This is a genomic window from Acidobacteriota bacterium, from assembly GCA_018001935.1.
GTDB lineage: Bacteria > Acidobacteriota > JAAYUB01 > JAAYUB01 > JAAYUB01 > JAGNHB01.
The window spans coordinates 1-24056 of the sequence record JAGNHB010000037.1; the positions used below are offsets into that span (position 1 = coordinate 1).

Here is a 24056-nt window from a genome sequence, read left to right on the forward strand (position 1 = left end):
GGCTAGTCAAGAGGGAACTTGATATTGCAAGAATGATTTGTGAGGTGACCCCGGGCGTTCCGCGAGCTGATAGCCCGATCAGGGCGGGGTTAGATCATGCCAACTTTTTCCCTTGCGAAAGTGCTGGAGGTTGCACACCGGGGCTCACAGGGTTTGGAGAGGAGCGACTCAAGGTTCTTGACACAATCGGCGGATCCGCCCATAATAACCGTTTCGCATGTCGGTCCGCAAGACATCCGGGGTTCGCGGTTCCGGCCTGCTTGATGCGGGTCATTCCCGCAGAAACGAAAAAAATGGAGGAAGTCCGATGAAAACCAATTCCCGCAAATGGATGGTTCTGACAGCGCTGCTGGCGTTGACCCTTTCCCTGGCCACGGGCTGCCGCAAGCAGACTGACGACCAGTTGACGGTGACAGACCTCCCTGCCGAGACCGAGGGCAAGGCGACCACCGCCACAACCGCCCCGGCCACGGAAGACCAGAAGCCACCTATCATTGCCAACGTGCTCAACACGGCCGAGGAGTGGGCGCCCCAGGCCAAGTACCTGGTGCTCGAGGGGTGGGCCCCCGTCACCGAGGGTACCGAAGGGAACAAGATCATCTGGGCCGTGGAGGAGAAAGCCTCCTTCCGTTTCTGGGTGGACGAACCCGAAAAAGGCGGCGAACTGGTGCTGATCGGGTGGAAGCCCAAGGAGATCGCCAAGCAGACCATCACCATCAGCGTCAACGGGAAGCCCCTTGCACAGACCGTGACCATGGATGGGCGGTCGACCCCGTATACCCTTCCCGTACCCGCGGACGCCCTGACCCAAGGCCAAAACCGTTTCACGCTGGGATTCTCCGAAGTCAAGCTGATCGGCGATCGGAACCTTGCAGCCAACTTCCGGCTGATCGCCCTCAATCCGCCCAAAGTTGCACCGGTTGCGGCTCCCCCGGCATCGTCCGCCAAGGAGAAAACGGCGAAATAATCGGTGACGGTTACTTCAAGAAGGCTGGTCCACCTTTCCTTGACCCGGGATCGGATAGAAAAGCTGATCTCCTTTGAAACGCGGGTCTGACGAGAAGTGATCATGGACATCAGCGAGGTGACCGCACCGTTGACGTCGGGGCGACGGGAGGGACCGGCCACGGGCGAGGCTGGATCACCCATTCGGAAAGGCCCCACGGCCCCACCCCATGGAGGTGGGTGCTCCTTCGACTCTGGGGACCTCGCTGACCCCGGTTCGGGGTTTGAAGACGTTTGCCGGATCGCCGGTCTGATGGCCACGGGTTTCGTCTTCCTTCTCTTTGGGCTGGGCACAACAGGTTATGTTCTGGGGATTCCCCTCTCACCCTGGCATTTCTGGCTGGCCCTGGGGTTGACCCCGGTCGCCGCCTGGTGGCTTCCCGGCAGACGGCGACCCAAAGTGCATCTCCGCCGCTTTGGGACGGCGTGTGCCGGTTTCGCCGGGATTCTCCTCCTGTCGGTTGCCGGATCCGAGAGGGTTTACGACTGCTCTTGGGATGGTCAGGCCTACCATCAGGAGGCGGTAATTCGTCTGGCGGAAGGCTGGAACCCCTTCCGACAGGTGTGCCCGTCTCAGCCGAACGCGCACACGATGCAACTGCAGCATTTCCCGAAGGCCTCCTGGATCGCGGAGGCGGTGATCTATGTCGCCACCGGTCGGATCGAGGCCGGTAAAACGGTGAACTGGCTCCTTCTGGCCGGGGCTTTCTGCGCGGCGCTCGCCTTTTTCCTTTCCATGAGGAAGTGGCCCAAAGGGGTTTCCGTCTGGTTGGCGGCCCTCGTCAGCTGGACCCCGGTCACCGCCTGCCAGGCCTTCACCTACTATCAAGACGGCCAGCTCATGTCCCTCTTCGTTTCCCTCGCCGTGTCCTTGCTGGTTCTCGCCCGCGGGAAGGGTGGCGGACCCTGGGCGGTCGCCCTCTCCGGATGCAGTCTGCCCCTCCTCGTGAACCTGAAGTTCACGGGGATCGCCTACACCGGCCTGCTCGTGGCCGGCCTGCTGATTCACCGCCTGGTGATTTCCCGGTCCTTCCACGAAACGGCCCGGCTCGCCCTCTTCTGTGTAGGCGTCGCCGGCCTTTCGCTTCTCTTTTTTGGATACAACCCCTACGTGACCAACGCGTTGCGAAACGGGCACCCCCTCCACCCGATGGCCGGACCCGAGGCCTATTACGAGAAGGTCTTCAGTGTGAAGGACCGGCCCGCGGACTTCCAGAACCTCTCACCGGCCCACCGCCTTTTCCGGTCGGTGTTTGCGGTCTCGGAGGATGCCATGACACCCCGTTCAAGCCATGCCAAACTTCCCTTTTCCGTGTCCTGGGTTGAAGTGGCCGAGTTCCGGACCGGCTACCAGGTCCGCGTGGCCGGGTGGGGGCCCTTTTTCGGCGGGGCATTGATCCTGGCCTCCCTGCTTCTGGCTTGGCTTTTCTGGACCCATCCCCGGATTGCCGGAGGCAGCATTCCCCTGCTCGCGGTCATCCTGGCCACCCTCTTCGTCAACCCGGAGGCCTGGTGGGCCCGTTACGCTCCTCAGGCCTGGCTCCTTCCCTGCGTCGTGGCCGGGGCCGCCCTGATGGCGGGCGGATGGGCTCGTCGGTTTGCCTTCGTCCTCCTGGCCGTTTTATCCTTGAACGTTGGGCTGGTTTCCGCGGCGAATCTCCGGGGAGCCCTGGTGGAATCCCGGAAAATCGGCAGACAACTGGAACGGATAAACCTGAAAAGGCAGCCGGTGGTCATCCACTTCGGGTGGTTTCGGAGTCTGAGGGTGCGTCTTACCGAGGCGGGGATTCACTTCCGGGAGGTGCAGGAGCCCTCGGAACTCCCGTTTGGCTCCCGCGCTCGGATGGTTGGCACTGAAGCCGTCTTCTGCTGGGAGGTTCCAGGGACGACCGGGTCACGCGGGGTGACGGGAGGGAGCGCGGTCCCCGAGGCTCACGGTTTCCCCGTGAGCTTCCGGTAGATCTGGTAGGGGAGTTTGTTGCGGATGGTGTTGAGCGCGGTTTCCAGGGAGCGCTTCTCGTCTTCGAGACGGGTCAGCGCGGCCCGGGACTCGACGCGCTCTCTCTCCAGGTCGGATAACACCGCGATGCGCTCGGATTCGATGTGCTCGCGCTCGGACTTCAGTCGGGTCCGCTCGGCTTCCCATGCGGCGTTGAGGCCTTCGCGTTCCGCCAGCCAAGCCGCTTCCCGGCGGGCGGCCTCCGCCTCCCACCAAGCGATCGATTTCCGGTGCTCCTCGTCCCACTCCGCATACTTGCGGGCGCACTCCTCCTCCTTTCGGCGGTACTGCGCCCACACCTCCGCGATGCGTTCGTCCACCCGTGCGAGGGCGTTCTCGAAGTGGGCGATTTCAGAACGCTGCCAGCCGAGGGCCTGGTCTTTCTCCGACGTCATCCGGAGCGCTTCGGCCAAGCGCTGTTCCTTGTCGTCGGCGTAGCGGCGGAGTTCCTCCATTGAACCCGCGGAGCGCAGCAGGCCGGCCTCCTTCTCCTCCACGAGGGCTCGGTAGGTTTGCAGCTCGCCCCGGAACTTGCGGTTCTCCTCCTCCGCGGCGCGGAGGCGGGCGGAGAGACGTTCCAGTTCCAGGCGGGCGTGCTCGGACCAGAGGAGGGCCGACTGGAAGAGGGCGGGACCGTAGGCGGCCTTGGACGGGCCCTGGTCCAGGAGGGCCCGGATCGGTTCCGCGACGCGGTCGGGGGCGTGGGGCCCCGCGGCGATCCCGCGGGCGGCCTGCGAGAAGGACTCCGGCAGCGGGTGCTTCGAGAGGATTTTCCGGAAGACCGCGCGGACGGCGTGGTCCGAGAGGTCGGCCAGGACCCAGCCGGCCCTGGCCTTCGCCACCTCGCCGGCGATCTCGGAGAACGCGGGGCAGACGAGGGGCACGCCGCAGCGGAGGTAGTCCATTTCGCGGAAGGAGAGGGCGAGGCGCCGCTCGGCGTTCTCCTCGAAGAGGTCCAGGGCGACGTCGGCGGCCGCGTAGGCCTCCAGCAGTTCCGGGTAGGGGACCATCCCGTGGGCCGTCAGCCGCGCCGAGGACGGGAGCGCCCGCGTGGGGTCCCGGTAGGCGTTCGCGTCGGTGCCGAAGAGGTAGGTGCCGCCGAAGACGTGGAGGTGACCCCGGCCGGCCGCGTCCATCTCCTCCAGCAGGAGGCGGAGGAAGCGCTCCGACCGGATCCAGGGCCACGACACCCCCCCGGCCACGAAGACGGGCTCGGGCCCGCGCGGGGGGCGGGGCGGGGCGACGGTCCCGGCCGCCAGGGGCACCCGCAGGGTGCGGTCCGGCTCGAGGGGGATGCCCGCCAGCTGCAGGAGAAAGCTCAGGTAGGCCCGCTGCCGTTCCGTGCAGCAGGCGTGGTAGTCCGCCTTGCGGGCCGCCGCGACCCACCAGGGGAGCCACTTCTCCAGGGGGAGGCCCTGGAAGGCGAACTCCAGCATCCGGGGGGCGATCCAGTCGGCGAGGACGGGGACGGGGAACCCCTCTTCCGGCAGGTACTCCAGCCCTTCCCCCTGGACGCAGACCAGCAGGTCGGGGGCGGCCGTCTCCACCGCGCGCCGGAAGTCGAGGTCGGTGTCGAAGAGGGTGACGCCGGGCGGCGGGGTCTCTTCGGCGTAAAACTGCCGGTGGGCGAGGTAGCTGACCGCGGTTCCCCGGGCGGCGAGGGCGTCGCCCAGGGCCCGGGCGCGCAGGCCGTTGCCCACCGTGGGGCGCGTGTCGGAGGGGAGGCTCCCGTGGATGTTGATGATGACCGTTCGCGTCGGCATGCGTCCTCGCGGTGTTCGCGGATTGCCCGCTCCGGCCGTTGGGGAGGCCCGGGGGGAAGCGAACCCAAGATACCCGAGAATGCGCGTCGCGTCAAGGCGGGCGGCCCGGGGCGGTGAAAAATCCGCGGAGCGCCGTACCCGGGGTCAGCCCGCGCAAAGGCACCAGGCCGCAAAGCCTCGCAAAGGGGCATGCCCTGGATTTCACGCCGCCCCGCGACCTTCGTCGGGATTTCGTGACGGGGGATTCCCTGATTCCCCGGCTGCGACCCCCCCGAAACCGATTTTTTACAAAGGGATAACCTTGATGCCCTCGCAAGAAGTCCGGATTTTTGATCTCACGGAGGCACGGAGGCACGGAGAAGAATCGTAAGGATTGTTGATTCTATTAAATACGATTTGCATTTCTCTGTGCCTCCGTGCCTCTGTGAGAGAAAAAACTTTTTACGAACGCATCATGTTTGACCGCCGCCCTGGAGGGCGGCGCCACCTTGTGGCGCCGCATCGGTCTTTGCGCCCTGGCGACCTTGCGTTCATCCATCCGGTGACCCTCCTGGCGGCACGGGGTCCGGGGCCGGCGCACGATAACCGCGGACGGGGCGGCGCCGGCAGAATCCTGTGGGCGGTCGGGGGGGAGTGGGGTATAATCGGGCGGATTTCGCGGGTTCGGGGGAGGGTGCCGGCGGTCGTCCGGCCGCTTCCGGTGAGCGGGGGCCGGCGCGAGCGTGCGCGGCCCGGGAAAGCGCGACCGGCCGGACCGCCGGCCGGCGGGGATAGGGCACCGGCCCCGGGCGAGTGCGCCGGACGCGGCCGCCGAGCCCGAAAGACCAGGACGAGGACAGGCCATGATCACGCTTCGCGACGCCGTCCGGATTCTCCGGCCCCGCCAGTGGGTCAAGAACCTCTTCGTCTTCGCCGCGGGCTTCTTCACCGGCAAGCTGGCGGGGGTCGGGGGCTTCCAGGCGGCCCTCGTCTTCCTGGCCTTCTGCGGGACCTCCAGCGTCGTCTACATCCTGAACGACCTCCGGGACCGGGAAGCCGACCGCCTCCACCCCCGGAAAAAAAGCCGCCCCCTGGCCGCGGGCACGATGTCCCCCCGGGAGGCCCTGGCGGTGGCGGCCCTGTGCCTGGCGGCGGCGGCCGCCCTCCTGCACGCCCTCACCCGGCTCCCCGCCCCGCCGGCGAAGCTCCTCCCCGTCGGCGCGGTCCTGGGCGGCTACGTCCTTCTGAACCTCTTCTACTCCTGGCGGGGGAAGGACATCCCCATCATCGACGCCTTCTGCATCGCGGTGGGGTTCGTGCTCCGGGTCATCGCCGGCGCCTTTGCCGTGGACGTCCCCGTCACCGGCTGGATCATCGTCATCACCTTCTTTCTCTCCCTCTTCCTGGGCTTCGGGAAGCGGCGCAACGAGGTGGTCCGCTTCCAGGGCGAGGAGAGCGGGGTCCCCCCGGACGTTCGCAGCCGGCACCGCCGGGTCCTGGAAAAGTACGACCCCCGCCTCCTGGACCAGATCATCGTGGCCACGGGGACCCTCACCATCGTGGCCTACTCCATGTTCTGCCTCGACCCGGTGGTCGTCCAGCGCTACGCCACCGACAAGCTCATCTACACCGTCCCCTTCGTGGCCTACGGGATCTTCCGCTACCTCTACCTCCTCTTCCACAACGAGGAGGGCGACCCCACCGAGCTGATCACCCGCGACGCGGGGATGATCCTCAACGCCGCCGCCTGGGCCCTGGTCACCCTCGTCATCCTCTGGGGCGCCGGCGGGTGGCGGGGCCTCGTGCACCCCTGAGCCCGGGGGGCCCGGTTCCGGCGGTCTCGCGCCCCGGAGGCGGCGCGGCCCGGTGAAGGCCGGCTTTCGTGCCCCCTGGCGACCCGTTTTTCTTTGCGTGCCTTGCGCCTTCGCGAGGTCGGGATCCGGATCGCCCCTCGCCAAGGCGCAAAGCCCGCGAAGAAACCGGATCGTGATCTCGCCAAGGCGCAAAGCCCGCAAAGAAACCGGATCGTGATCTCGCCAAGGCGCAAAGCCCGCAAAGAAACCGGATCGTGATCTCGCCAAGGCGCAAAGCCCGCAAAGAAACCGGATCGTGATCTCGCCAAGGCGCAAAGCCCGCGAGGGAAGACCGCTGAAGCGCCTGCGGACAAGCCGGGAGGGAAAGAGCGGGGAGCGATACAACCGCGGGCGGGGTCACGCATCCTGTACTATAATGAACGGGAGACGCGGGTTTTCCGGGAGGGGCGATGGGGATCGAACAACGGGCGGTGACGGGGTTGCTCCCGCGGGTCGGGTCGGGGGCGTTGACCGTCTCCCCGGCGAAGGGGCTCCCGCGCCCCTCGGACCCGCCCCTTCGCCCCGCGGTGACAGGCGCCCCGGAGACCCCCGGGGTCCCGCGTGCCGGAGCGGCGACGGCGACCGTCCCGACCGGTCCCGCCCCGGCGTCCCCGGGCGTCGTCCGGTCCGGGCCGGCGCCGACCGGCGTGAAAGGCACTTCACGGGGGGAGGGCGGGGCCCGGTGAGCAGCGAATGCGAACGCCTCCTCCTGGACAACCTGCCCCTCGTCGAGCGGGCGGTGGCCTTCGTCTGCCGGCGGCAGCGGTTTTCCGCCGAGATGGCGGAGGAGTTCTCCGCGGAGGTGAACCTCAAGCTCGTCGAGGACGACTACCGGGTGCTCCGCCGGTTCGAGGGGCGGAGCAGCCTGTCCACCTACCTCGTCGCGGTGGTCCAGCACTTCGCCCTGGACTACCGGGACCGGCTCCAGGGGCGGTGGCGGCCCTCGGCCCGGGCGTCCGCCCTGGGCGAGGACGCGGTCCGCCTCGAGGAACTGGTCCATCGCGACGGCCGCTCCCGGGAGGAGGCCCTGACCATCCTCGCCGGCGAAGGGCGCCCGGCGCCGGCCGGGAAGGAACTCGATGACCTGTGTGCCCCGCGCGCGCCCCGACGGCCCGAGCTGTCCGCTCTCGACCCGGAGGCGGCCGGGAACATCCCCGTGGAATCCACGGCGGAGGACGCCCTGCAGGCGGTGGAGGCCCGGCCCGGGGCGCGCCGGCTCTCGCAGGTCCTCGACCGGGCGGTGGACGCCTTGCGGGCCGAGGACCGGCTGGCGGTCCGCCTGCGTTACGGCGACGGGCTCCCCGTGGTGGACGTCGCCCGGGTCCTCGGGCGCGAGCCCCGGCCGCTTTACCGGCGGTTCGAGAAGATCCTGGCCCGGCTCCGGCGGGCGCTGGCGGCGGGGGGGATCGGGCCGGACGCCTCCGCCGCCGTACTGGCCTTCCCGGAGTCCCCGTTTTCCATGGAAATCTTTCGCGGCCGGGGGGGAAAACCCCCGTCAGGTCCGTCAGAGGGGGTGAACGGGACGGCGGGACCGCCAGGGTGGCGGGTCAACCCGGGAAAGGGGGAGCCATGAGCGACAAATCGGAGTGCCCTTCGACGGAAACGCTGGCCGCCTTCGTGGACGGCTGCCTTCGCGGGCGGGAACGGCGGGCGGTGACGGGCCACCTGGCGGACTGCGGGCGCTGCCGGGAGGTGGTGAGCGAGACGGTCCGGTTTTCGGCGGAGGCGGCGGGGTCCCTGCCCTCGCCGGTCGTGGCCTTCCCGGGTGCGCGGCGGCGTTTCAACGCCCGCCGGGTCCTGGCGGCGGCCGCCCTCCTGGCCGGCGCGGCCTGGCTGGGCGTTCGCTGGTTCGGCCCCGGGACGGTTCCCGCACCCGTGACGCCGGCCCCCCTGGCCGCGGCGAAACCCGCGGCGCCGGACCTGAGTCATTCGGCCCTGCCTCCGGCCCTCCCTCCCACCCCCGGATCGTCCCCGGCGGAACGGGAACCGGCGGCGCCGGGGCCGGCGGGGTTTTACGCCGACACCCTGGCGCGGCTGGCGACGGGGCCCGCCGGGAAAACCGGGCCGGCACCCGAAACCGGCGAGCCGTCCGGCGCCGCGGGGTTCGCCTTCGGGGGGGGGATCACCCGAGAGCGCGCCGCCGCCCGGATCGGGGACGGCCTGGTGGACCTGGCCCTCGCCCGGCGGTCGGGGGCGACGGCGGCGGCGGGGCAGATCCGGGAGCGGCTCGAACCGGCGGTGTCCGTCCTGACGAATGCCGAATCGCTTCGGGAAGCCCTCTCGGCGCTGGTTGCGGAGAAGAGCCCCGCGCGGCTGGGCGCCCGGCTCGAGGCCGTCGGCCGTGCCCTCGGGCCGGCGGAAGAGCCCCTGTGCCGGCTGGGTTTCTGGGTCCGGGGAGGCCTCCTGGCCGTGGCGACCCGGGACCGGGTGTTCTTCGGGCCCGGCCTGCCGGTCTCGCTGGAGACGGGGGTGGTCATCCCCCGCCTCCCGCCGGGGGCGGTGAAGACGCTGGAAGCCATCCGGACGTCCCTGGAGGGCGGTTTTGAATCCGAGACCGACTGGCGTCGCCTGGAGAAGCAGCTGAAGGACCTGAGGCTGGTTGTCCAGGGGGGCAGCTGATGGTAGGCTGTAGGCTATAGGCTGTAGGCTGTAGGCCCTGCGAAGCAAGATCTTTGGCAAAATGCGCACGATTTGAGATCGTCGGTGGGCTCCCACCGCTTTCAGAGCGGGGAAACCCGATGCGGGGACGGAGGAGGGAATCCCGGCAGCGTCGTCCGGCATGCCCCGGGGCTAAAATGCCCCGTTTGTGCCGATCCGGGTCCGGAATCGACGGATCCGGTCTCTCGCAAAGGCGCCAGGACGCAAAGCCTCGCAAAGGAATCCCCCTTTTCCGCTTCCGGCTTTGCGAGGCTTGGCGTCTTTGCGCCTTTGCGAGAGGTAACAACCGCCTGTTTTTTTCTGGAGCGTCCGGATGATCCGTGTTCATCCGTGTTCATCCGTGGTTTCTCTCCGGTTTATCCGGGTTGGGACTTACAGCGACTTGGCGAGAGGCGATCCGGATCTGGATCTCGCCAAGGCGCAAAGCGCGCAAAGAAAGCCGGATCGCCGGAATTGTGGCCTAAGGGTACGGAGGATCGCCTTTACCGGCTGAATTCCGAATTTAGATTCTGGATTCTGGATTCTGAATTCTGAATTCCTTCTTCGTGTGGTTCGGGTTACTTTATTGTGGGGATGGCAGACATGATGAAGACGGGAAGATACGTGCGATTTGCCTGGCTGCTCCTGCTGGGGGCCCTCGCCGCCGGGGCGTTGCGGGGCCAGGACGAGAGCCCCGACCAGTACGCGGGCTGGTGGGTCCAGCAGTTCGGGGTCGTGGACCCCGAGGCGGAACCCCTGGCCGCCCGCGCCGCCTCGGTCTTCACCCGGGTCTGTGCGGCGGCCGACCGGAAGTCCAACCGGCTGCCCCGCCTCGTGCTGATCCGGGGCGACGGCGACCCCTGCGTGGTGGCCCTGCCCGACGGCAGCATCGTCCTCACCCGGGGCGGGCTCCACCTCTGCTACCGGGACGTGACCCCGGAGCAGGGCGACGCCTGCCTCGCCTTCCTCCTGGGGCACGAGCTGGCCCACCTGGCCAAGGACGATTTCTGGCACCGCTCCGCCTTCATGGCCCTTCGGGAGGCCCCCGGGGACGCGGAGTCCCGGACGCGGCTGGTCCGGCTCCTGGCCGGCGCGGGGGGCGATTCCGCCCAGGCCCGGGACGGCCTCCGGGTGAAGGAGCTGCAGGCCGACGCCTACGGGATGCTCTACATGGCCATGGCGGGGTACGACCCGGCGGCGGTGATGACCCCGGGCTCCAGCTTCTTCGCCAAGTGGGCGGCCCAGGTCACCGAGCGCGCCCTGTTCGACGACCGGACTCACCCGCGGCCCGCCGACCGGGAAACCTTCCTGCGCAGCCAGCTCCAGGGCGTGGTCCGGGAACTGGACTTCTTCCACTTCGGGGTCCGCCTCTACCAGCTGGGGCGCTACCACGACGCCATCCTCTTCCTCCAGCGCTTTCTCCAGCGCTTCCCGAGCCGGGAGGTCTACAACGACCTGGGCCTGTGTCACTACCAGCTCGCCGTTCGGGCCCTGGCGCGGCAGGACGTCGACCTGGCGGCCCGGTTCCGCCTCCCCGTGCGGCTCGACCAGGCCACCCTGGCGGAACGGCTGCGGTTCCGGGCGCCGGCGGCCCCGGACGTCCGGGACTCCCCGGCGGTCACCGCCCACCTGGACCCGGCCATCCGGTACCTGGAGCAGGCCGTGCAGCTCGACCCCTGGCACGTTCCGGCCCGGGTGAACCTCTGCGCGGCGCTGGTCCTCCGTGGGCGCGCCGCCCGGGCCCTGGCCGCGGTGGAGGAGGCGCCCCCCGGGCTTTCCGCCGACGCGGACCTCCAGGTCGGCAAGGCGGTGGCGCTGTACCTCTACGGGCGGGAGAGCGGGATCGACACCGGCGACAACGCCGTCGCCCTCCTCAAGGCCGTCGCCGGACGTTTCCCCGGCCGGGCCGACGTCCCCTACAACCTGGGCACGATCCTGGCGGAGCGCGGCCGGGCAGCCTCGGCCCGGGAGGCCTGGGAGGCTTTCCTCCAGCTCGAGCCCCGGGGGCACTACGCCGCGGTGGTGCGCCGCCGGCTGGACCCGGAGGCGCCCGACGCCGCGCCCGCGGCCCGGAAGGCCACGGCCCCGCCGGCGTCCGCGGCCTTCCCGCCGGGGAAGATCACCCCCGCCGTGGAGAAGGCGCTCAAGGCCCTGGAACGGACCGCTTTCGACCTCGGGACCTTCTCCGGCGCCGTCTACCGCGGGAAGGGCGTCCGCGCCCTCGAGCTGGACTTCGTCCTGGAGCTCGTGGAGGGCGAGCTGCGGGAGAGGATGCCGGTGTCCCGGGCGCGGGAGACCTTCGGGGAGCCCGACGCGGTGGAGGAAACCCCCGCGGGGGCCCTCTGGCTCTACCCCGCCTTCGCCCTGGAGACGCGGGCGGACGAGGTGTTCGGCGTGGTGCGCTTCGCCGGGACCCCCTGATCTCCGCCCCCCGGGCACGCACCGGGGAACTCCGGTCTGCAGCCTCTGCGTATTCTGCCGATTCCGTGGTTCCAGTGATTCCACCGTTGCGGCCGCCGGGGGCCCGGGATACAATCGTCCCAAGACGGTATCCGCGGGAGGTCGTATGCGACGCAAACCGGCCGTGGCGATCCTGCTGCTCGTGCCGACCCTGGCCCTTTCCGCCGCCGCGGCGGGTGCGGGAAAAGGGCCCGTTCCCTCCCCGCCCGCCCCCTGCGCGGCGGGGCAGGGGAAGGGTTGCCCCCGGCCCCCGGCCACCTTCAACGCGTCCCTCATGGGAGACCTCGACGGCAACGGGCGCTTCGACGTCGTGGACCTCCTGGTCCTCCTGCACACCCTCGGGGGCAACTTCACCGCGGGGACCCCGCCGTGCGCTCTCCCCGACGGCGGCGACTGGGACGGCTCGGGCTCCCTGGGCCCCGGGGACGCCGCGGTGGAGGCCCTCCGGCTGGCCGGGCGCGAACGCGCCGCGCTCTGCGAGGACCCGCAGCCCCCCGTCGTCACCGATCTCGCGGTGTACCCGGCGCCCGCCCTTCCCGAGCCCGCCCCCCGGGCCCCCTTCCGGGACCCCGTCTTCGGTTTCTGTACGGTGCGGGTCACCGACCGGGCCGCCGACCTGGACGCCGGCGACACCGCGGGGGGGCTCAAGAACGAGTACTCCCGCGTCCAGTCCTTCAACGCCGACGAGAGCCGGATCCTGGTGCGGACCACCGCCGGGACCTGGTACCTCTACGACGCCCGGACGCTCCGGCGGGTCAAGCGGGTGGAACTGCCCGGGGTCGACCCCCGCTGGGACGCGGCGGACCCCGACGTCCTCTACAGCTGCGAGGGCACGTGCCTGAACCGTTTGAACGTCCGGACGGGGCAGGTGTCCCTCGTGCACGACTTCGCCGCCGACTTTGCCGGGCAGGACGTCCAGACCGTCTGGACCCGGTACGAGGGGAGCCCCTCCCGGGACGGCCGCTACTGGGGGCTGATGGCGGAAAACGGCAACTGGGAGGCGGTGGCCCTCCTGGTCTACGACCGGCAGGCGGACGCGGTCACCGCCGTGCGCAGCCTCCCGGCGGGCTTTGACGCCGACAACGTCAGCATCAGCCCCCTGGGCAACTACGTCGTGGCCTATCTCGAGCCCGACTGCCCCGGGGGGCAGACCGGGACCTACGCGTCGCCGTGCGGCTTCATGGTCTACAACCGCGCCCTGACCCAGGGGAGCGGGCCGATCCCCGTGGCCGGGCACGGGGACTTCGCCCTGGACGCCCAGGGGCGGGAGGTCTTCGTCTACCAGGACACGCGCACCGACCACCTGGCCATGCTGGACCTGGGCACGGGGGCGGTGACGGACCTGCACCCCATCGACTTCAGCCACACGCCCCTGGGGTTCCACGTTTCCGGGCGGGCTTTCGATCGCCCGGGGTGGGTGGTGGTCTCCACCTCCTCGGGGGGGTACCCCACGGCGTTCACCTGGATGGACGACGTGGTCTTCGCCATGGAGCTGGCGGCCGGCGGGCGCGTGGTGCGGCTGGCGCACACCCGCTCGCGGGTGGACCCGGCCCAGGAGCACGACTACTGGGCCGAGCCCCAGGCCTCGGTCAACCGGAACTTCACCCGGGTCCTCTTCACCACCAACTGGGGGCGCTCCGGGACCGACCAGGTGGAGATGTTCCTCCTCGAGCTGCCGGAGGACTGGCCTTTGCGGGTGGCGCAGTGAGGGGGGAAGGCAGGATGGACAGACGACGAACGATACTCTGCCTGCTGCTCGCGCTGGCCGTCGTCTACCACGCCCTGATCATCGGCCAGATCTTCTTCTCCGAACGCTTCATGGCCGAGACCCTGTCGGGCGTGATGCCGATCTACAGCGGCGGGGGCGTCATCGTGTCCGCGGTTCGGGACATGCGCTTCTTCGGGGACGCGGACGCGTCCGCCGGCTCGCCGGTCCGGGTCGGCGACCGGGTCGTCCGGGTATCCGCCTCCCTGCCCGCCGATTTGGCCGGCCTCACCCCCTACCGGACCCTGGCCGAGTACCAGGCGGACCTCTCCGCCTGGGTCCGCGGGCAGCCGCTGTTCATGGTGGTGGACCGCGAGGACGGCCCCTCCCCCGGCCGGCGCCTGCTCCGGCTCCCGTCCGTGCCCGAGGCGGCATTCGGCTGGCGGGCGAGGCTGGGGGTCTTCCTGATCTTCGAGCTGGTCCCCCTGGGCTTCATGTTCGCGGCCTTCCTCTTCGGTTTTCAGCAGGCGGGCAACCCCCACGCCTGGCTGGCCTGCCTGATCTTCTACACCGTGCCCGCGTTCATCTTCTTCACCTTCAGCACGCTCCCCCCGGCGTGGATGGCCTTCGCCCTCGTCTACCGCCACCTCGTGTCCATCTTCCCCTTCTACCTGATGCTCCGGTTCTTCTTCGAGTTCCCCGAGCCCTCCCCCCTGCACCGGCGGCTTCCCTTCATCCTTCCGACGATCCTGGGCCTGAGCCTGGCCTACGGGCTCTCCCGCGTCGTGTTCGTCCTGGAGTTCACGGGAATGCGCCTCGACCCGGCCTGGTCGGCGTTCCTTTCCAATTTCCAGGTGGTGATGTTCCGCTTCTTCCTGCTCACGCCCTTCCTCGGCCTCCTCTCCCTGACCCTCAACACCTTCCGGGCCTCGGGCCGGACGGAGCGGCGGCGGATGGCGGTGCTGTGGGCCGGGTCCCTGGTGTCCCTGGGGGCCTTCCTCTCCAGCACCGTCACGCGCTACTTCTTCAACCGCACCCCCTCGCTGGCCATGACGGCCGTGGTCATCCTCCTCATGGGGATGATGCCCCTCGCCTTCCTCTACGCGGCCCTGCGGCACCGCCTCCTCGGGATCCGCCTGATCCTGCGGGGGGGGATCCGGCACCTGCTGGCATCCCGGGGGTTCCTCCTGCTGGAGAGCGCCGTCCTCTTCGCCCTCTTCACGTTCTATGTCGGGCCGGCGGCGGAGCGGCTCCTTCCGGGGGCCGACCGGCGGCTCGTCCACGCGGCCTTCCTCACGGCCGTCCTCGCGGTCACCTTCGGGTTGAACCGGCTCAACCCCTGGATCCTCAACCGGATCGACCGGAAGTTCTTCCGGGAGGCCTGCAACGTCCGGAAGATCTTCGCGGACCTGGGCAGGGCCATCCGCGCCATGGCACACCACCCCGAGCGGCTCCCCGCGGTGGTGGCGGACACCGTGCGCGACGCCCTTCACGTGGAAGACGTTCGGGTCTGCCTCGTGGCGGTGGACCCCCGGGGGGCGACCGACGTCGCGCCCGGGAACCGGCCGGGGACGTGGCGCTGCGTGTACTGCACCGCAGCCGGCGGCGGGGCCTGGCCGGACGAGGGGGAAGCGCCCGGGATGGCGGGGGACGGGGACCTTTCCCAACGGCTCCTGCCGCAGCCGGGGGCCCCGGAAATCCTTGACGTGCCCGCCGTGCCGCCCGACGGGCGGTCCCCGGTCGCCGGCCCCGGCATCGCCGGGGCGGACGAGGCGGAGGCGCGCCTGGCGAGGCTCGGGGTTCGCCTGCTGGTGCCGCTCCCGGGGCCCGCGGGGTTGGTGGGTGTCCTGGCCCTGGGGGAGAAACAGTCCGAGGAGCCCTACACCCGGGAGGACCGGGAACTCCTGTCCACCGTGGGCGAACAGGCTGGCCTGGCCCTGGACTACGCCCGCCTGATGCGCGACGCCCTGGAGCGGGAGCGCCTTCAGCGGGAGCTGGAGATCGCCCGGGACGTCCAGGAGCGGCTCTTCCCCCAGGTCCTCCCCCCCATGGCCCGCCTGGCGTACACGGGGGCCTGCCGGCCCGCGGGGGGCGTGGGGGGCGACTACTTCGACTTCGTCTTCCTGGGGGAGGGCCGGCTGGGTCTGGCCCTGGGGGACGTGTCGGGGAAGGGGATCTCCGCCGCCCTCCTGATGGCCGGGCTGCAGGGGATGCTGAGGGTTTCGGCGCCGCTCCGGGGCGACGCGGTGGAGCGGCTCCTGGGCGAACTCAACGCCGCCCTCGCCGAGTCCACGTCCGGCGAGCGTTTCGCCACGTTCTTCTACGCGGTGTGGGACGACGGCGGCCGCAGCCTGCGCTACGTCAACGCCGGCCACAACCCGCCCTTCCGCCTGCGCGCCGGCGGGGGGGAGCCGGAGTTTCTCGAGGCGGGGGGGACCCTCCTCGGCGCTTTCCCCGACGCGGCCTTCGAGCGCGGCGAGTTGCGCCTGGGGGCCGGGGACCTGCTGGTCCTCTACTCCGACGGGGTCACCGAGGCCCTCGACCCCGCCGGGGAGGAGTACGGCGTGGACCGGCTCGTGGAGGCCTTCCGGCGCCGGGACGGGCTCCCGGTGGAGCAGGCGGTCCGCGAGGTCCTGGACGAGGTGAGCGCCTTCGCCGCGGGCGCCCCCCCGCGCGACGACATGACCCTCGTCGCGGCGCGCTGCGGGGAAGGGCTGCAGGCGCTTTAGCGACCGCGTTTTTACCAACATGTTGTCGTTTCCGATTGCCTTCCAGGCCACTTTACCGGGCGAGGTCCCGGAGAAAGCCCAGGCGCTTCAACCTAAAATCGTTGTCAAATCGTGAAAAATCGGGATCGATCGCTCGAAACGTCGGCCGGGAGAAGGATCTGCGGCCCGTGCGGTCTTCCTTTGCGAGCTTTGCGCCTTGGCGAGAGACGATCCGGATCCGGACCTCGCAAAGGCGCCAAGCTCGCAAAGCCGGAACCGGAGAAGGGGTTCCCTTTGCGAGGCTTGGCATCCTGGCGGCTTTGAGAGCTTCAGGAGCACGGAACGCCTTTTCGGAAGGGCCCTTGGGTTGGCAGGGCCGCGCCGCTCCGGCAGCCTGCGCGGCGCGGTCAAAGCGGCGCTCCGGCAGCCTTCGCGCCGCACTCCGCAGGACGGCGGGCCGGGGGCCGTCGACCGGCGAGGACGATTGACCTGAACCCCGCCAGGGGCCCCCTGTTCTGTGGTGTCTTCGTGATGGGTCATTTCAAGGGGCTCTTGAAACAACGCCCACGGATCTCCTATCCCGAAGGGATAGAAGAGATTAGCCGGTGGGAGTTCCCCCGGAGGGGCGAACTCCCACCGGTCGGAGCCCGCTAAACCCGCCGCACCCCGGAGGGGTGCCGGAAATCCGCGTTTGACGGGTTCGCAAAAAGTCGGAAGACGGACCGGAAAGTGTCTGTAAAGCCTTTGTTTGAGCCATCACCCGGAGGGTGATGGTACTTATTGCGACCGCGTCATCTTTGTCGCGGGGGCGGTGGGGTCGCCGTCCAACCGACCAGAAACCACATTTCGCAACCGATTCTCTCCAAATCGGTTGCGAAATTGTTTCTGGAGAGCGCTTGCGCATCTCCACGGGGCGTCGCCCGCTAACCGCGGCCTTCCTGAGCACCGTGCCCCGGCCCGGTTGCGGACGTCGCGCGCAAGATCCATCTTGACAAACAAATCGCTCCTCTCTATAGTCAGGCTCGGACAGTTCCCACGCAGACGACAACCGGCACCGGGAGGGGATTCATGGGGAAGGACAGCGGGGCGGGGACCGGCCGACGGCGCGCCGACCGGGGGGGATTCCCGTGCCCCGGCGGGGGCGGCCGATGAAGGCGTCCCCCCGCACTCCCGTCCTCTTCGTCATGGCGCCGGGGGGACTGGTGCGGCACTTCCCCGAGCACCTGGGGACGGCCTTCCTGCGCACCATGCTCCACCGGTCGGGAATTCCCTCGCGGCAGTACATCCCCCCGCGCAACCCCGGCCTGAACGGTTTCGCCGCCGACCTGAAAGCGATGAAACCGGCCGTCGTGGGTTTCACCGTCTACGAGACCAACCTGGTCCTCACCCGGGCCCTGGTGCGGGTGGTGCGGGAGACGCTCCCCGAGGCCGTGGTGCTCGTGGGCGGGCCCAATGCCACGTTCTCCCCCGAGGAAACGCTCGAACTGCTGGGGGCGGACGGCTGCCTGCGCGGCGCCGGGGAAGGGCGGATCGTGCCCATCGTCGAGGCGGTCCTGGGCGCGTCCTCCCCGAGAAAGACACTCGGCGATATCCTGGCGCACGTGAAGAACCTGGTGCTGCGGACGCCGGACGGGGTGGCGGCCACGCCGCTGGGGAGCCTGTCGTCGTTCCCGGACGAGGGCTTCGCGACGCTGGACGACCTCCCCTCGCCCTTCCAGGCGGGCCTGGTCTTTACGCCGGACATCGGCTACCTGACGGCGCGGGGCTGCAACCAGCACTGCACCTACTGCAGCTTCGCCGCCATCTCCGGCCGCAAGGTCAAGTTCCATAGCCCCGACCGCGTCGTCGACGACCTGGCGGCGTTGAAGGCCCTATCAGATGCTTTGAGAAGCAGAAACCCGACAATCCCTATTTTTGATGATGCCTTTACTTTAGCACCAGCCCGTGCTCGAAAGATATGCGAAATGCTGATCGCGCGAGGAATCCGACTTCCCCTGAATTGTGTGACACGGGGGGATTGTGTGGATGTGGAATTACTGCAATTGATGCGACGCGCAGGTTTTGTCAGCCTGTCATTTGGTTTGGAATCTGCTGTACCCCGTGTGTTGCGGGCCATCGGAAAGGTCCGTCCATCAGGAACTCAAGAGGATCCTCAATTCAAAGCCGAGACAGATTTTCTCGAGAAGCTGAAGTTATCCGTCAAATTGTCGCGGGAGACCGGGCTTCGCGTAGGTCTCAGCATTATCGGGGGGTTGCCTGAAGAAACTCCGGATGATTTCCGTGCAACACTGGCATTTGTAGAATCTCTGGGAGTTGAATATTACGTTCATAACACGTTAAATTTATTTCCCGGAACTCCATTATTCGATTCGCGTCAAAAATACGGCCTTGATGCTTCTCGTGATCTCAATACTTTGCAGTGGGAAACCCGGTTAGCTTTCAGTATGAAGGCCATCCAACCTCTGAACACCTCTTCCGCTCATTTGTGGAAATGGGAGTCAGTCGCTCAATTGAGCGACGCTTTGTGTGGGAGACCACACCTTGATGAAACGGATGATGATTCCGTGTGGGCTGTGATCATCCACGGGCAGAAACCATCTGTGAAACTCCTCAGGTGGATTGGCAGAGTAGTGGCAATAAACGGCACTCTCGTGGTGCTGGGCGGCGAAAAAGCTTCGGAAGAAGAATGGATTTCCAAAATAGCGGAATCGCGGCTTCCAATCGGCCAGTTTTTCCTTTTACTTCCCGATGAGGAACGTGACTTGAATTCATGGGTGAGCACCGGAAGGGTCGGATGCCATCATATCGAACTTTGCTCAACATGGACGAAAGAACAGGCCCTGACTCCTGTTCACGTCGATGAATGGGGTGATTGCCATTTTCGTCTCTGGATTGCGTCAGCATCCGGAGCAGGCAGCAACGTTAAACCGATCGACAGTCCAATCCCTGCAGTTGGCCCAGGCCTCCAGATAGCTGACTCATGCCGATGGTGGTACCGTTCTCCTCGGTGTAGCCACCCCCGGGTTCTCCATACCGATTCGAGCGGAAATGTAAGAGCCTGTTGGAATGGCCCCGTCGTCGGCGATTTGAGAAGCACATTTGATACAATTATCGAAAATTGCCGGAAGGCCGTTTCCCCACATTCAGATCGAAGGTCACGCCCAACCAAGTCCACGAGGTGTCCTCTGGCAACGCCTGGCGAAACGCACCTTCATCCTCACGTGGAGGATCTGGATCTGGCCTCACAGATCACGTGGATGTTTCCTCGGAGAGCTATAGAAAAACCCAATTTGACAGGAGGTTGAGATGCCCAAGAAGAAGATTGATGTCGGTTGCGAGCAGAAGCGGATCGGTGAGATGACGATCGATGAGTTCAAAGTATTCTATCAAAAGCTGTTATCCGACAAGAAGAACACTATCGACGACATCGTGAGGATACTAAAGGAGAAAGGTGCTGATTCAGAGACGATCAAAATTCTTGAGTTGATCGTTCCGGTGCAATATTCTCCCTCTATTGTCAAGGATTGAGAATTAAGGATTGGGTCTTCAGACAACTGATTCAGGGACAGGGTTGATTGGAAGGGTAAAGGAAAAAACGCAACCCCGATCGGCTAAGTTATTGGCCCAGATCCGGCCATTGTGCCGTTCAACAATGGTTTTGCAGATGGGCAATCCCAAGCCGGTGCCCTTCATCAGTTCGTTGTTTTCATCTAGTTGCTGAAATTTCTCGAAGACCCTGTCCAAGTGCTCCGGAGGGATTCCGGGACCAGTGTCGGCCACGGAGAGTTCAATACAACCGACATCGGCCCCGGTTCCCTTCTGGGCGCGGCAGGTGATGCACCCTCCTTCCGGCGTGAATTTCACGGCATTGGAAACAAGGTTAACCAAGACTTGGAGTACTCGGTCTCTGTCCACAAAGACATCCGGAAGTTCATCGTACAAGTCCCTTCGGATTGCCAGGTTTTTTTTCTCGAAAAGGGCCGCCGTAGCGGTCAATGCTTGCTCGAAGAGTTCCGACACGCGGACGGGTCCGATTTTTAACTCGATCTTGCCGGATTCCAATTTCGCCAAGTCGAGAAGATCGTTGATGAGGGCTGTCAGGCGGTCCCCCTCTGTAATGATGATTCCTATATTTTCGGTCACCTGCCTGATGCTGCGGGCACGTCGTGTTTCTTCGGCCCCAGGATGGACGATATCACCTATTTTCTTCTGAATGAGCTTGGCGAAACCCACGATAGAGGTAATGGGAGTGCGGATATCGTGAGCCGCCATGTTGAGAAAGTCAGACTTCGCCTGATCAAGCTCTTTCAGTTGCGCATTGGCCTGAGCGAGTTCCTCAGTCCGAGACCGGAGACAGGCCGTTCGCTCTTCCACGGTTTGCTCCAGGTGGATCTTGGCTTTACGGAGTCTTGCTGTATTGACTCGCACGATAACGAAAAGGAAGAGACCTGCGAGGAGGACGTAACCGGCATAGGCCAATCGGGTCCGATACCATGGCGGAAGAATCCTGAAACGGTAGGTTGATTCCAACCCTTTATGGTCATATATGTTCTTGGCCTGGACATGAAAGGTGTAGTTTCCCTCAGGTAAATTGTTATATTCTTTGAACGCTTGATTCGACCAAGTCGACCATTCTTCGTCCAGACCTTCAAGAAAAATACAGAATTGATTGGCATCATCCCGGGTATACCAGATCGCCGCATAATCGAAGCGCAGTGCATTCTCCTCGTAATCCAGGATAGGGATCTGATTCTCCTCCTGGGCGCCTGTTTTCCAGGCCCCTCCGAAGAGAAGGCGATTCCCGGCTGTTTTTACTCTGCGTACGAGGGTCGGGAAACGGGAGCTTGGGCTTGGTACTCGATAGGGGGCGAAGCGAAAGAGACAATCTGAACCGCCGAACCAGACCACTCCATCGTTTTCGGGGTAAATCTCCTCGATGCGGGTTCCGGACAAGAGCTTGAAAGGGTAGTCTTCCCAACGGTAGGAGTTCCCTGTTCGAGGGATAGCTAACCCGACCTCCTCGATGGCCGATTCGTTTCGGGTGTGCATCCATATCCGCCCTTGAAGACCAGTTTTCAATTCATATATCAGTCTCGGCGAATCATGAAAGAGCGCAGTGAACTGATTATCGAGTGAGAATTTGTTTGTTTCCTTGTCGAACCGAAAAATGCCTTTTCCTGTCGAAGCCACGATGTTGTTCCCAATCTTGTGAACAAAGACTCTGTTTGCGGGCGGTAGGCCTTGATTGTCCCCGAATTGCTCTACATGTGGTTTCGGTACTCTGAGGCCTGAATTCCCATTAGATGGGAATGTGACTCTGAAAACACCCTGATCGACAGTCCCAATCCATAGTTGGCCTGGATCACTCTCGATGATATGCTCACCCAGTATCGATCTCGTACCTGGAATCTCCCCCTCAATCTGCCATTCATTCACATTCCGATAAATGGAATCCACCCCTCCTGTCCCTTTGCAGATGAAGACACGTGATGGGTCCGTTCGGGAGCAGATCATGCTGGTCGCATAGACTGGTGTGGATTGAATCAATTTGATTCCGTCCCTCGCACCAATCGTTTGTCCGGCAACGGACGACAAAGTCAGAAGCCCTTGAGAAATCAAGGGCTTCTGGCTTTGTGCACCCGGCATGGTGCACCTGCTTGGAGGTGAAAGTCCTCTGCCAGTAGACCGACATCGACTGCGGGAGATCGAGGGGATCGGCCAGGCCCAGGCGGACAAGCATGGCGAGGCCCGCCTCGGCATCGTGGCCGGCAAAGAGGGGCCATGAAACGGGCCGGCGGGGGGTGCGCCGACCCCAGGCCCACGGTCCACCCCCGACAGGGCCGCAATCGAACGACGCCGGCCCGTCCCCCCCGACCCCAAAGGGGTCGAATGTGAATAGAACGAAACGAGGATCAATTCCACCCGACCCCGAAGGAGTCGAACGTGAATAGAACGAAACGAGGATCACCTCCGTCCGACCCCGAAGGGGTCGAATGTGCGCAGAGTTGATTCATGTTCGACCCCTTCGGGGTCGGGGGGTGGGTGAGGCGCTCGTTCTATTCACGTTCGACCCCTTCGGGGTCGGGGGTGGGGTGGGGCGCTCGTTCTATTCACGTTCGACCCCTTCGGGGTCGGGGGGTGGTGTGGGGCGTTCATTCTATTCACGTTCGACCCCTCCGGGGTCGGGGGTGGTGTGAGGCGCTCATTCTTGTGGTGGTTTTCCCACCTGGCGGGGACCGGTCAGGACATGAATGGCCGTGGACGGCGTCATCCCTTCCCGATGATCCACGCCATGTAGGTTGCGTAGAGCGCGAAAAGGAGGGCGCCCTCGGGCCGGGTGATGGTGCGGGCCGTGCGGATGAAGAGGGCGGCCAGGGCGGTCATCAGCAGGAGGGCGACGAGGTCGATCCTCACGGCGGCCGGGTCCGCGGCGAGGGGTCCCGCGAGGGCGGCCGCCCCCAGGCAGAGGAGGATGTTGAAGATGTTGGAGCCGATCACGTTGCCCACGGCGATGTCGGGGTGCCCACGGACCGAGGCCACGAGGCTGGTGACCAGCTCCGGCAGGGAGGTCCCCACCGCCACCACCGTCAGGCCCACCAGGCGGTCGCTCATGCCCAGGGCCCGGGCGACGGCCACCGCTCCCTCCACGAAGAGGTGCGCGCCGGCCAGCAGTACGGCCAGGCCGGCGAACACGGCCAGAGCGGCCAGCGAGGCCGTTTTCAGCCGGGGCGCCCCGGCGGCGTCCGACGCGGTGGTCGTGACGTCGGCGCTCTCGAGCGCCAACCGTCGGACGCCGGCGACCCGGGCGGTGCGCACCATCCACAGGGTGTACAGGAGGGCGATCCCGAGAAGCCCCGTCGCGTCCCAGGCGGAGATCTGCCGGTCGAGGAGGAGGAGGGGGACCAGGAGCGCGCTGCCCAGGAGCACCGGCATCTCCCGCCGCTGCAGGGAGCCGTCCACCCGGGCCGGGCACACCAAGACGGTCAGTCCCAGGATGAGGCCGATGTTGGCGATGTTGGACCCCACCACGTTTCCCAGGGCGATGTCGCCATGGTTTGACAAGGCGGCCTGGATGCCCACGATCATCTCGGGGGCCGAGGTTCCGTAGGCCACGACGGTGAGGCCCACCACGATCTCCGGGACCCTCAGCGACGCCGCCAGGGCGGACGCCCCCCCCACGAACCAACTCGACCCGAAGTAGAGCAGGACGCCGCCGACGACAAGCAGGAGCCAGCCGGTCACGGCCGCCCCCGGCCCGGCGGCGGAAGTTCGCGGCCCCGCCTCATCGCGGACGCAGGGACCCACCGCCCCCGCCGGGCCGGGAGACGCTTTCCGGTGTGTCTGGCCGCGAAGCCGAGGTGGATAATAACCGATATTTTCATGCGGGAAATCTACCGGAAAAGCGAGGGAAACGCAAGCCGGTGTTTCGGGCGGCCCCGCTTGCCCGGGGGGGGAGTTGCGAAGGGACGAAAGGATTAAAAAGGACGAAGAGGACCAACAGGAACGCTGAAACCCGGGGATGAAAAGGGCCGCGGGGCGGGAAAAGGAAAGAGTCATCGGCGGGATGGGCCTCCGCGGCTTTCCCCAAACTGAAAGGTTATTTCCCCCCGTGGAGTCCGGGGGGGTATAAATCAAACAGAGAATGGACGTTCAAGAACGTCGACCCGCCCCGAAGGGGAGGGAGCGTCACAGCCGGGGGCAAGACGCGGGCTCCGGACACGAGCATGCAGCGTGACGAGGGTTCCGGGCGCCCGCGTCGCCGCCCCCGGGACGCGGTGGAGGGGGATGGAAAACGCACCCTGAAGGGGTGCGGGAAAGGTGGCAAACCCCCGAACCGGAAGACGGCACCCGAAGAGGCAGGGGCGGAAGAATCGGCGTTGCGGATACGCCTTTGATTTCCCGGAGTGTCTTCCCCCCGCCGCCTTCGGGCCGTGCGCGGGACGGAGC

At 66.5% G+C, this 24056-nt stretch carries 14 protein-coding genes; 11 read left to right on the forward strand and 3 right to left on the reverse strand.

Annotated elements, in window-relative coordinates; all coding sequences use genetic code 11:
- Positions 1 to 307 precede the first annotated feature (307 nt).
- Together KA419_13650 and KA419_13655 are read left to right on the forward strand one after the other, a co-directional pair.
- Positions 308 to 967 (forward strand): hypothetical protein, encoded by a 660-nt coding sequence (locus KA419_13650; GenBank protein MBP7866981.1) that lies wholly within the window; start codon positions 308 to 310, stop codon positions 965 to 967.
- 630 nt (positions 968 to 1597) lie between these two features.
- Positions 1598 to 2965 carry a hypothetical protein gene (locus tag KA419_13655; GenBank protein ID MBP7866982.1) on the forward strand — a complete coding sequence of 456 codons (1368 nt, stop codon included), beginning with the start codon at positions 1598 to 1600 and terminating at the stop codon, positions 2963 to 2965.
- On the opposite strand, the gene KA419_13660 is transcribed toward KA419_13655, so the two are convergent.
- Positions 2938 to 4767: a hypothetical protein gene (locus KA419_13660; GenBank protein ID MBP7866983.1), complete on the reverse strand. Its 1830-nt coding sequence runs from the start codon at positions 4765 to 4767 to the stop codon at positions 2938 to 2940. The genes KA419_13655 and KA419_13660 overlap by 28 nt on opposite strands.
- Before the next feature lie 842 nt (positions 4768 to 5609).
- On the opposite strand from KA419_13660, the gene KA419_13665 reads away from it, so the two are divergent.
- The 9 genes from KA419_13665 to KA419_13705 all read left to right on the forward strand — a co-directional run bounded on the left by KA419_13665 (position 5610) and on the right by KA419_13705 (position 19637).
- Entirely contained in the window at positions 5610 to 6560 is a 951-nt protein-coding gene (locus tag KA419_13665) for a decaprenyl-phosphate phosphoribosyltransferase (GenBank protein MBP7866984.1), read from the forward strand.
- Positions 6561 to 7009: 449 nt separating this feature from the next.
- Positions 7010 to 7285 carry a hypothetical protein gene (locus KA419_13670; protein ID MBP7866985.1) on the forward strand — a complete coding sequence of 92 codons (276 nt, stop codon included), beginning with the start codon at positions 7010 to 7012 and terminating at the stop codon, positions 7283 to 7285.
- Entirely contained in the window at positions 7282 to 8172 is an 891-nt protein-coding gene (locus tag KA419_13675) for a sigma-70 family RNA polymerase sigma factor (GenBank protein MBP7866986.1), read from the forward strand. Before KA419_13670 ends, KA419_13675 begins: the two co-directional genes overlap by 4 nt.
- A complete protein-coding gene (locus tag KA419_13680; protein ID MBP7866987.1) occupies positions 8169 to 9218 on the forward strand; it encodes a zf-HC2 domain-containing protein in 1050 nt (349 codons plus the stop codon). The genes KA419_13675 and KA419_13680 overlap by 4 nt, the downstream gene beginning before the upstream one ends.
- A gap of 642 nt (positions 9219 to 9860) precedes the next feature.
- Positions 9861 to 11657 (forward strand): hypothetical protein, encoded by a 1797-nt coding sequence (locus KA419_13685; protein ID MBP7866988.1) that lies wholly within the window; start codon positions 9861 to 9863, stop codon positions 11655 to 11657.
- Between the two features lie 145 nt (positions 11658 to 11802).
- Positions 11803 to 13404, forward strand: coding sequence for a hypothetical protein (locus tag KA419_13690; GenBank protein MBP7866989.1), 1602 nt, complete (start codon positions 11803 to 11805; stop codon positions 13402 to 13404).
- A 14-nt stretch (positions 13405 to 13418) separates the two neighbouring features.
- Complete coding sequence (locus KA419_13695) at positions 13419 to 16130, forward strand: SpoIIE family protein phosphatase (GenBank protein MBP7866990.1); 2712 nt, start codon at positions 13419 to 13421, stop codon at positions 16128 to 16130.
- Positions 16131 to 17257: 1127 nt separating this feature from the next.
- Positions 17258 to 19414 (forward strand): B12-binding domain-containing radical SAM protein, encoded by a 2157-nt coding sequence (locus tag KA419_13700; protein ID MBP7866991.1) that lies wholly within the window; start codon positions 17258 to 17260, stop codon positions 19412 to 19414.
- A 1-nt stretch (position 19415) separates the two neighbouring features.
- A complete protein-coding gene (locus tag KA419_13705) occupies positions 19416 to 19637 on the forward strand; it encodes a hypothetical protein (protein ID MBP7866992.1) in 222 nt (73 codons plus the stop codon).
- Positions 19638 to 19655: 18 nt separating this feature from the next.
- Here the strand turns inward: KA419_13705 and KA419_13710 are convergent, their stop codons facing one another.
- Positions 19656 to 21755: a hypothetical protein gene (locus KA419_13710; GenBank protein ID MBP7866993.1), complete on the reverse strand. Its 2100-nt coding sequence runs from the start codon at positions 21753 to 21755 to the stop codon at positions 19656 to 19658.
- 621 nt (positions 21756 to 22376) lie between these two features.
- The gene (locus KA419_13715) at positions 22377 to 23666 is read right to left on the reverse strand and encodes a calcium/sodium antiporter (GenBank protein ID MBP7866994.1); all 1290 of its coding nucleotides are present in this window, start codon (positions 23664 to 23666) and stop codon (positions 22377 to 22379) included.
- Between the last annotated feature and the right edge of the window lie 390 nt (positions 23667 to 24056).

Coding starts and splice junctions, on each gene's coding strand:
- KA419_13715 (MBP7866994.1), bottom strand. CDS start 23,666: ATGACTCTTTCCTTTTCCCGCCCCGCGGCCCTTTTCATCCCCGGGTTT.
- KA419_13665 (MBP7866984.1), top strand. CDS start 5,610: ATGATCACGCTTCGCGACGCCGTCCGGATTCTCCGGCCCCGCCAGTGG.
- KA419_13650 (MBP7866981.1), top strand. CDS start 308: ATGAAAACCAATTCCCGCAAATGGATGGTTCTGACAGCGCTGCTGGCG.
- KA419_13710 (MBP7866993.1), bottom strand. CDS start 21,755: ATGCCGGGTGCACAAAGCCAGAAGCCCTTGATTTCTCAAGGGCTTCTG.
- KA419_13680 (MBP7866987.1), top strand. CDS start 8,169: ATGAGCGACAAATCGGAGTGCCCTTCGACGGAAACGCTGGCCGCCTTC.
- KA419_13670 (MBP7866985.1), top strand. CDS start 7,010: ATGGGGATCGAACAACGGGCGGTGACGGGGTTGCTCCCGCGGGTCGGG.
- KA419_13695 (MBP7866990.1), top strand. CDS start 13,419: ATGGACAGACGACGAACGATACTCTGCCTGCTGCTCGCGCTGGCCGTC.
- KA419_13700 (MBP7866991.1), top strand. CDS start 17,258: ATGAAGGCGTCCCCCCGCACTCCCGTCCTCTTCGTCATGGCGCCGGGG.
- KA419_13660 (MBP7866983.1), bottom strand. CDS start 4,767: ATGCCGACGCGAACGGTCATCATCAACATCCACGGGAGCCTCCCCTCC.
- KA419_13690 (MBP7866989.1), top strand. CDS start 11,803: ATGCGACGCAAACCGGCCGTGGCGATCCTGCTGCTCGTGCCGACCCTG.
- KA419_13705 (MBP7866992.1), top strand. CDS start 19,416: ATGCCCAAGAAGAAGATTGATGTCGGTTGCGAGCAGAAGCGGATCGGT.
- KA419_13655 (MBP7866982.1), top strand. CDS start 1,598: ATGCAACTGCAGCATTTCCCGAAGGCCTCCTGGATCGCGGAGGCGGTG.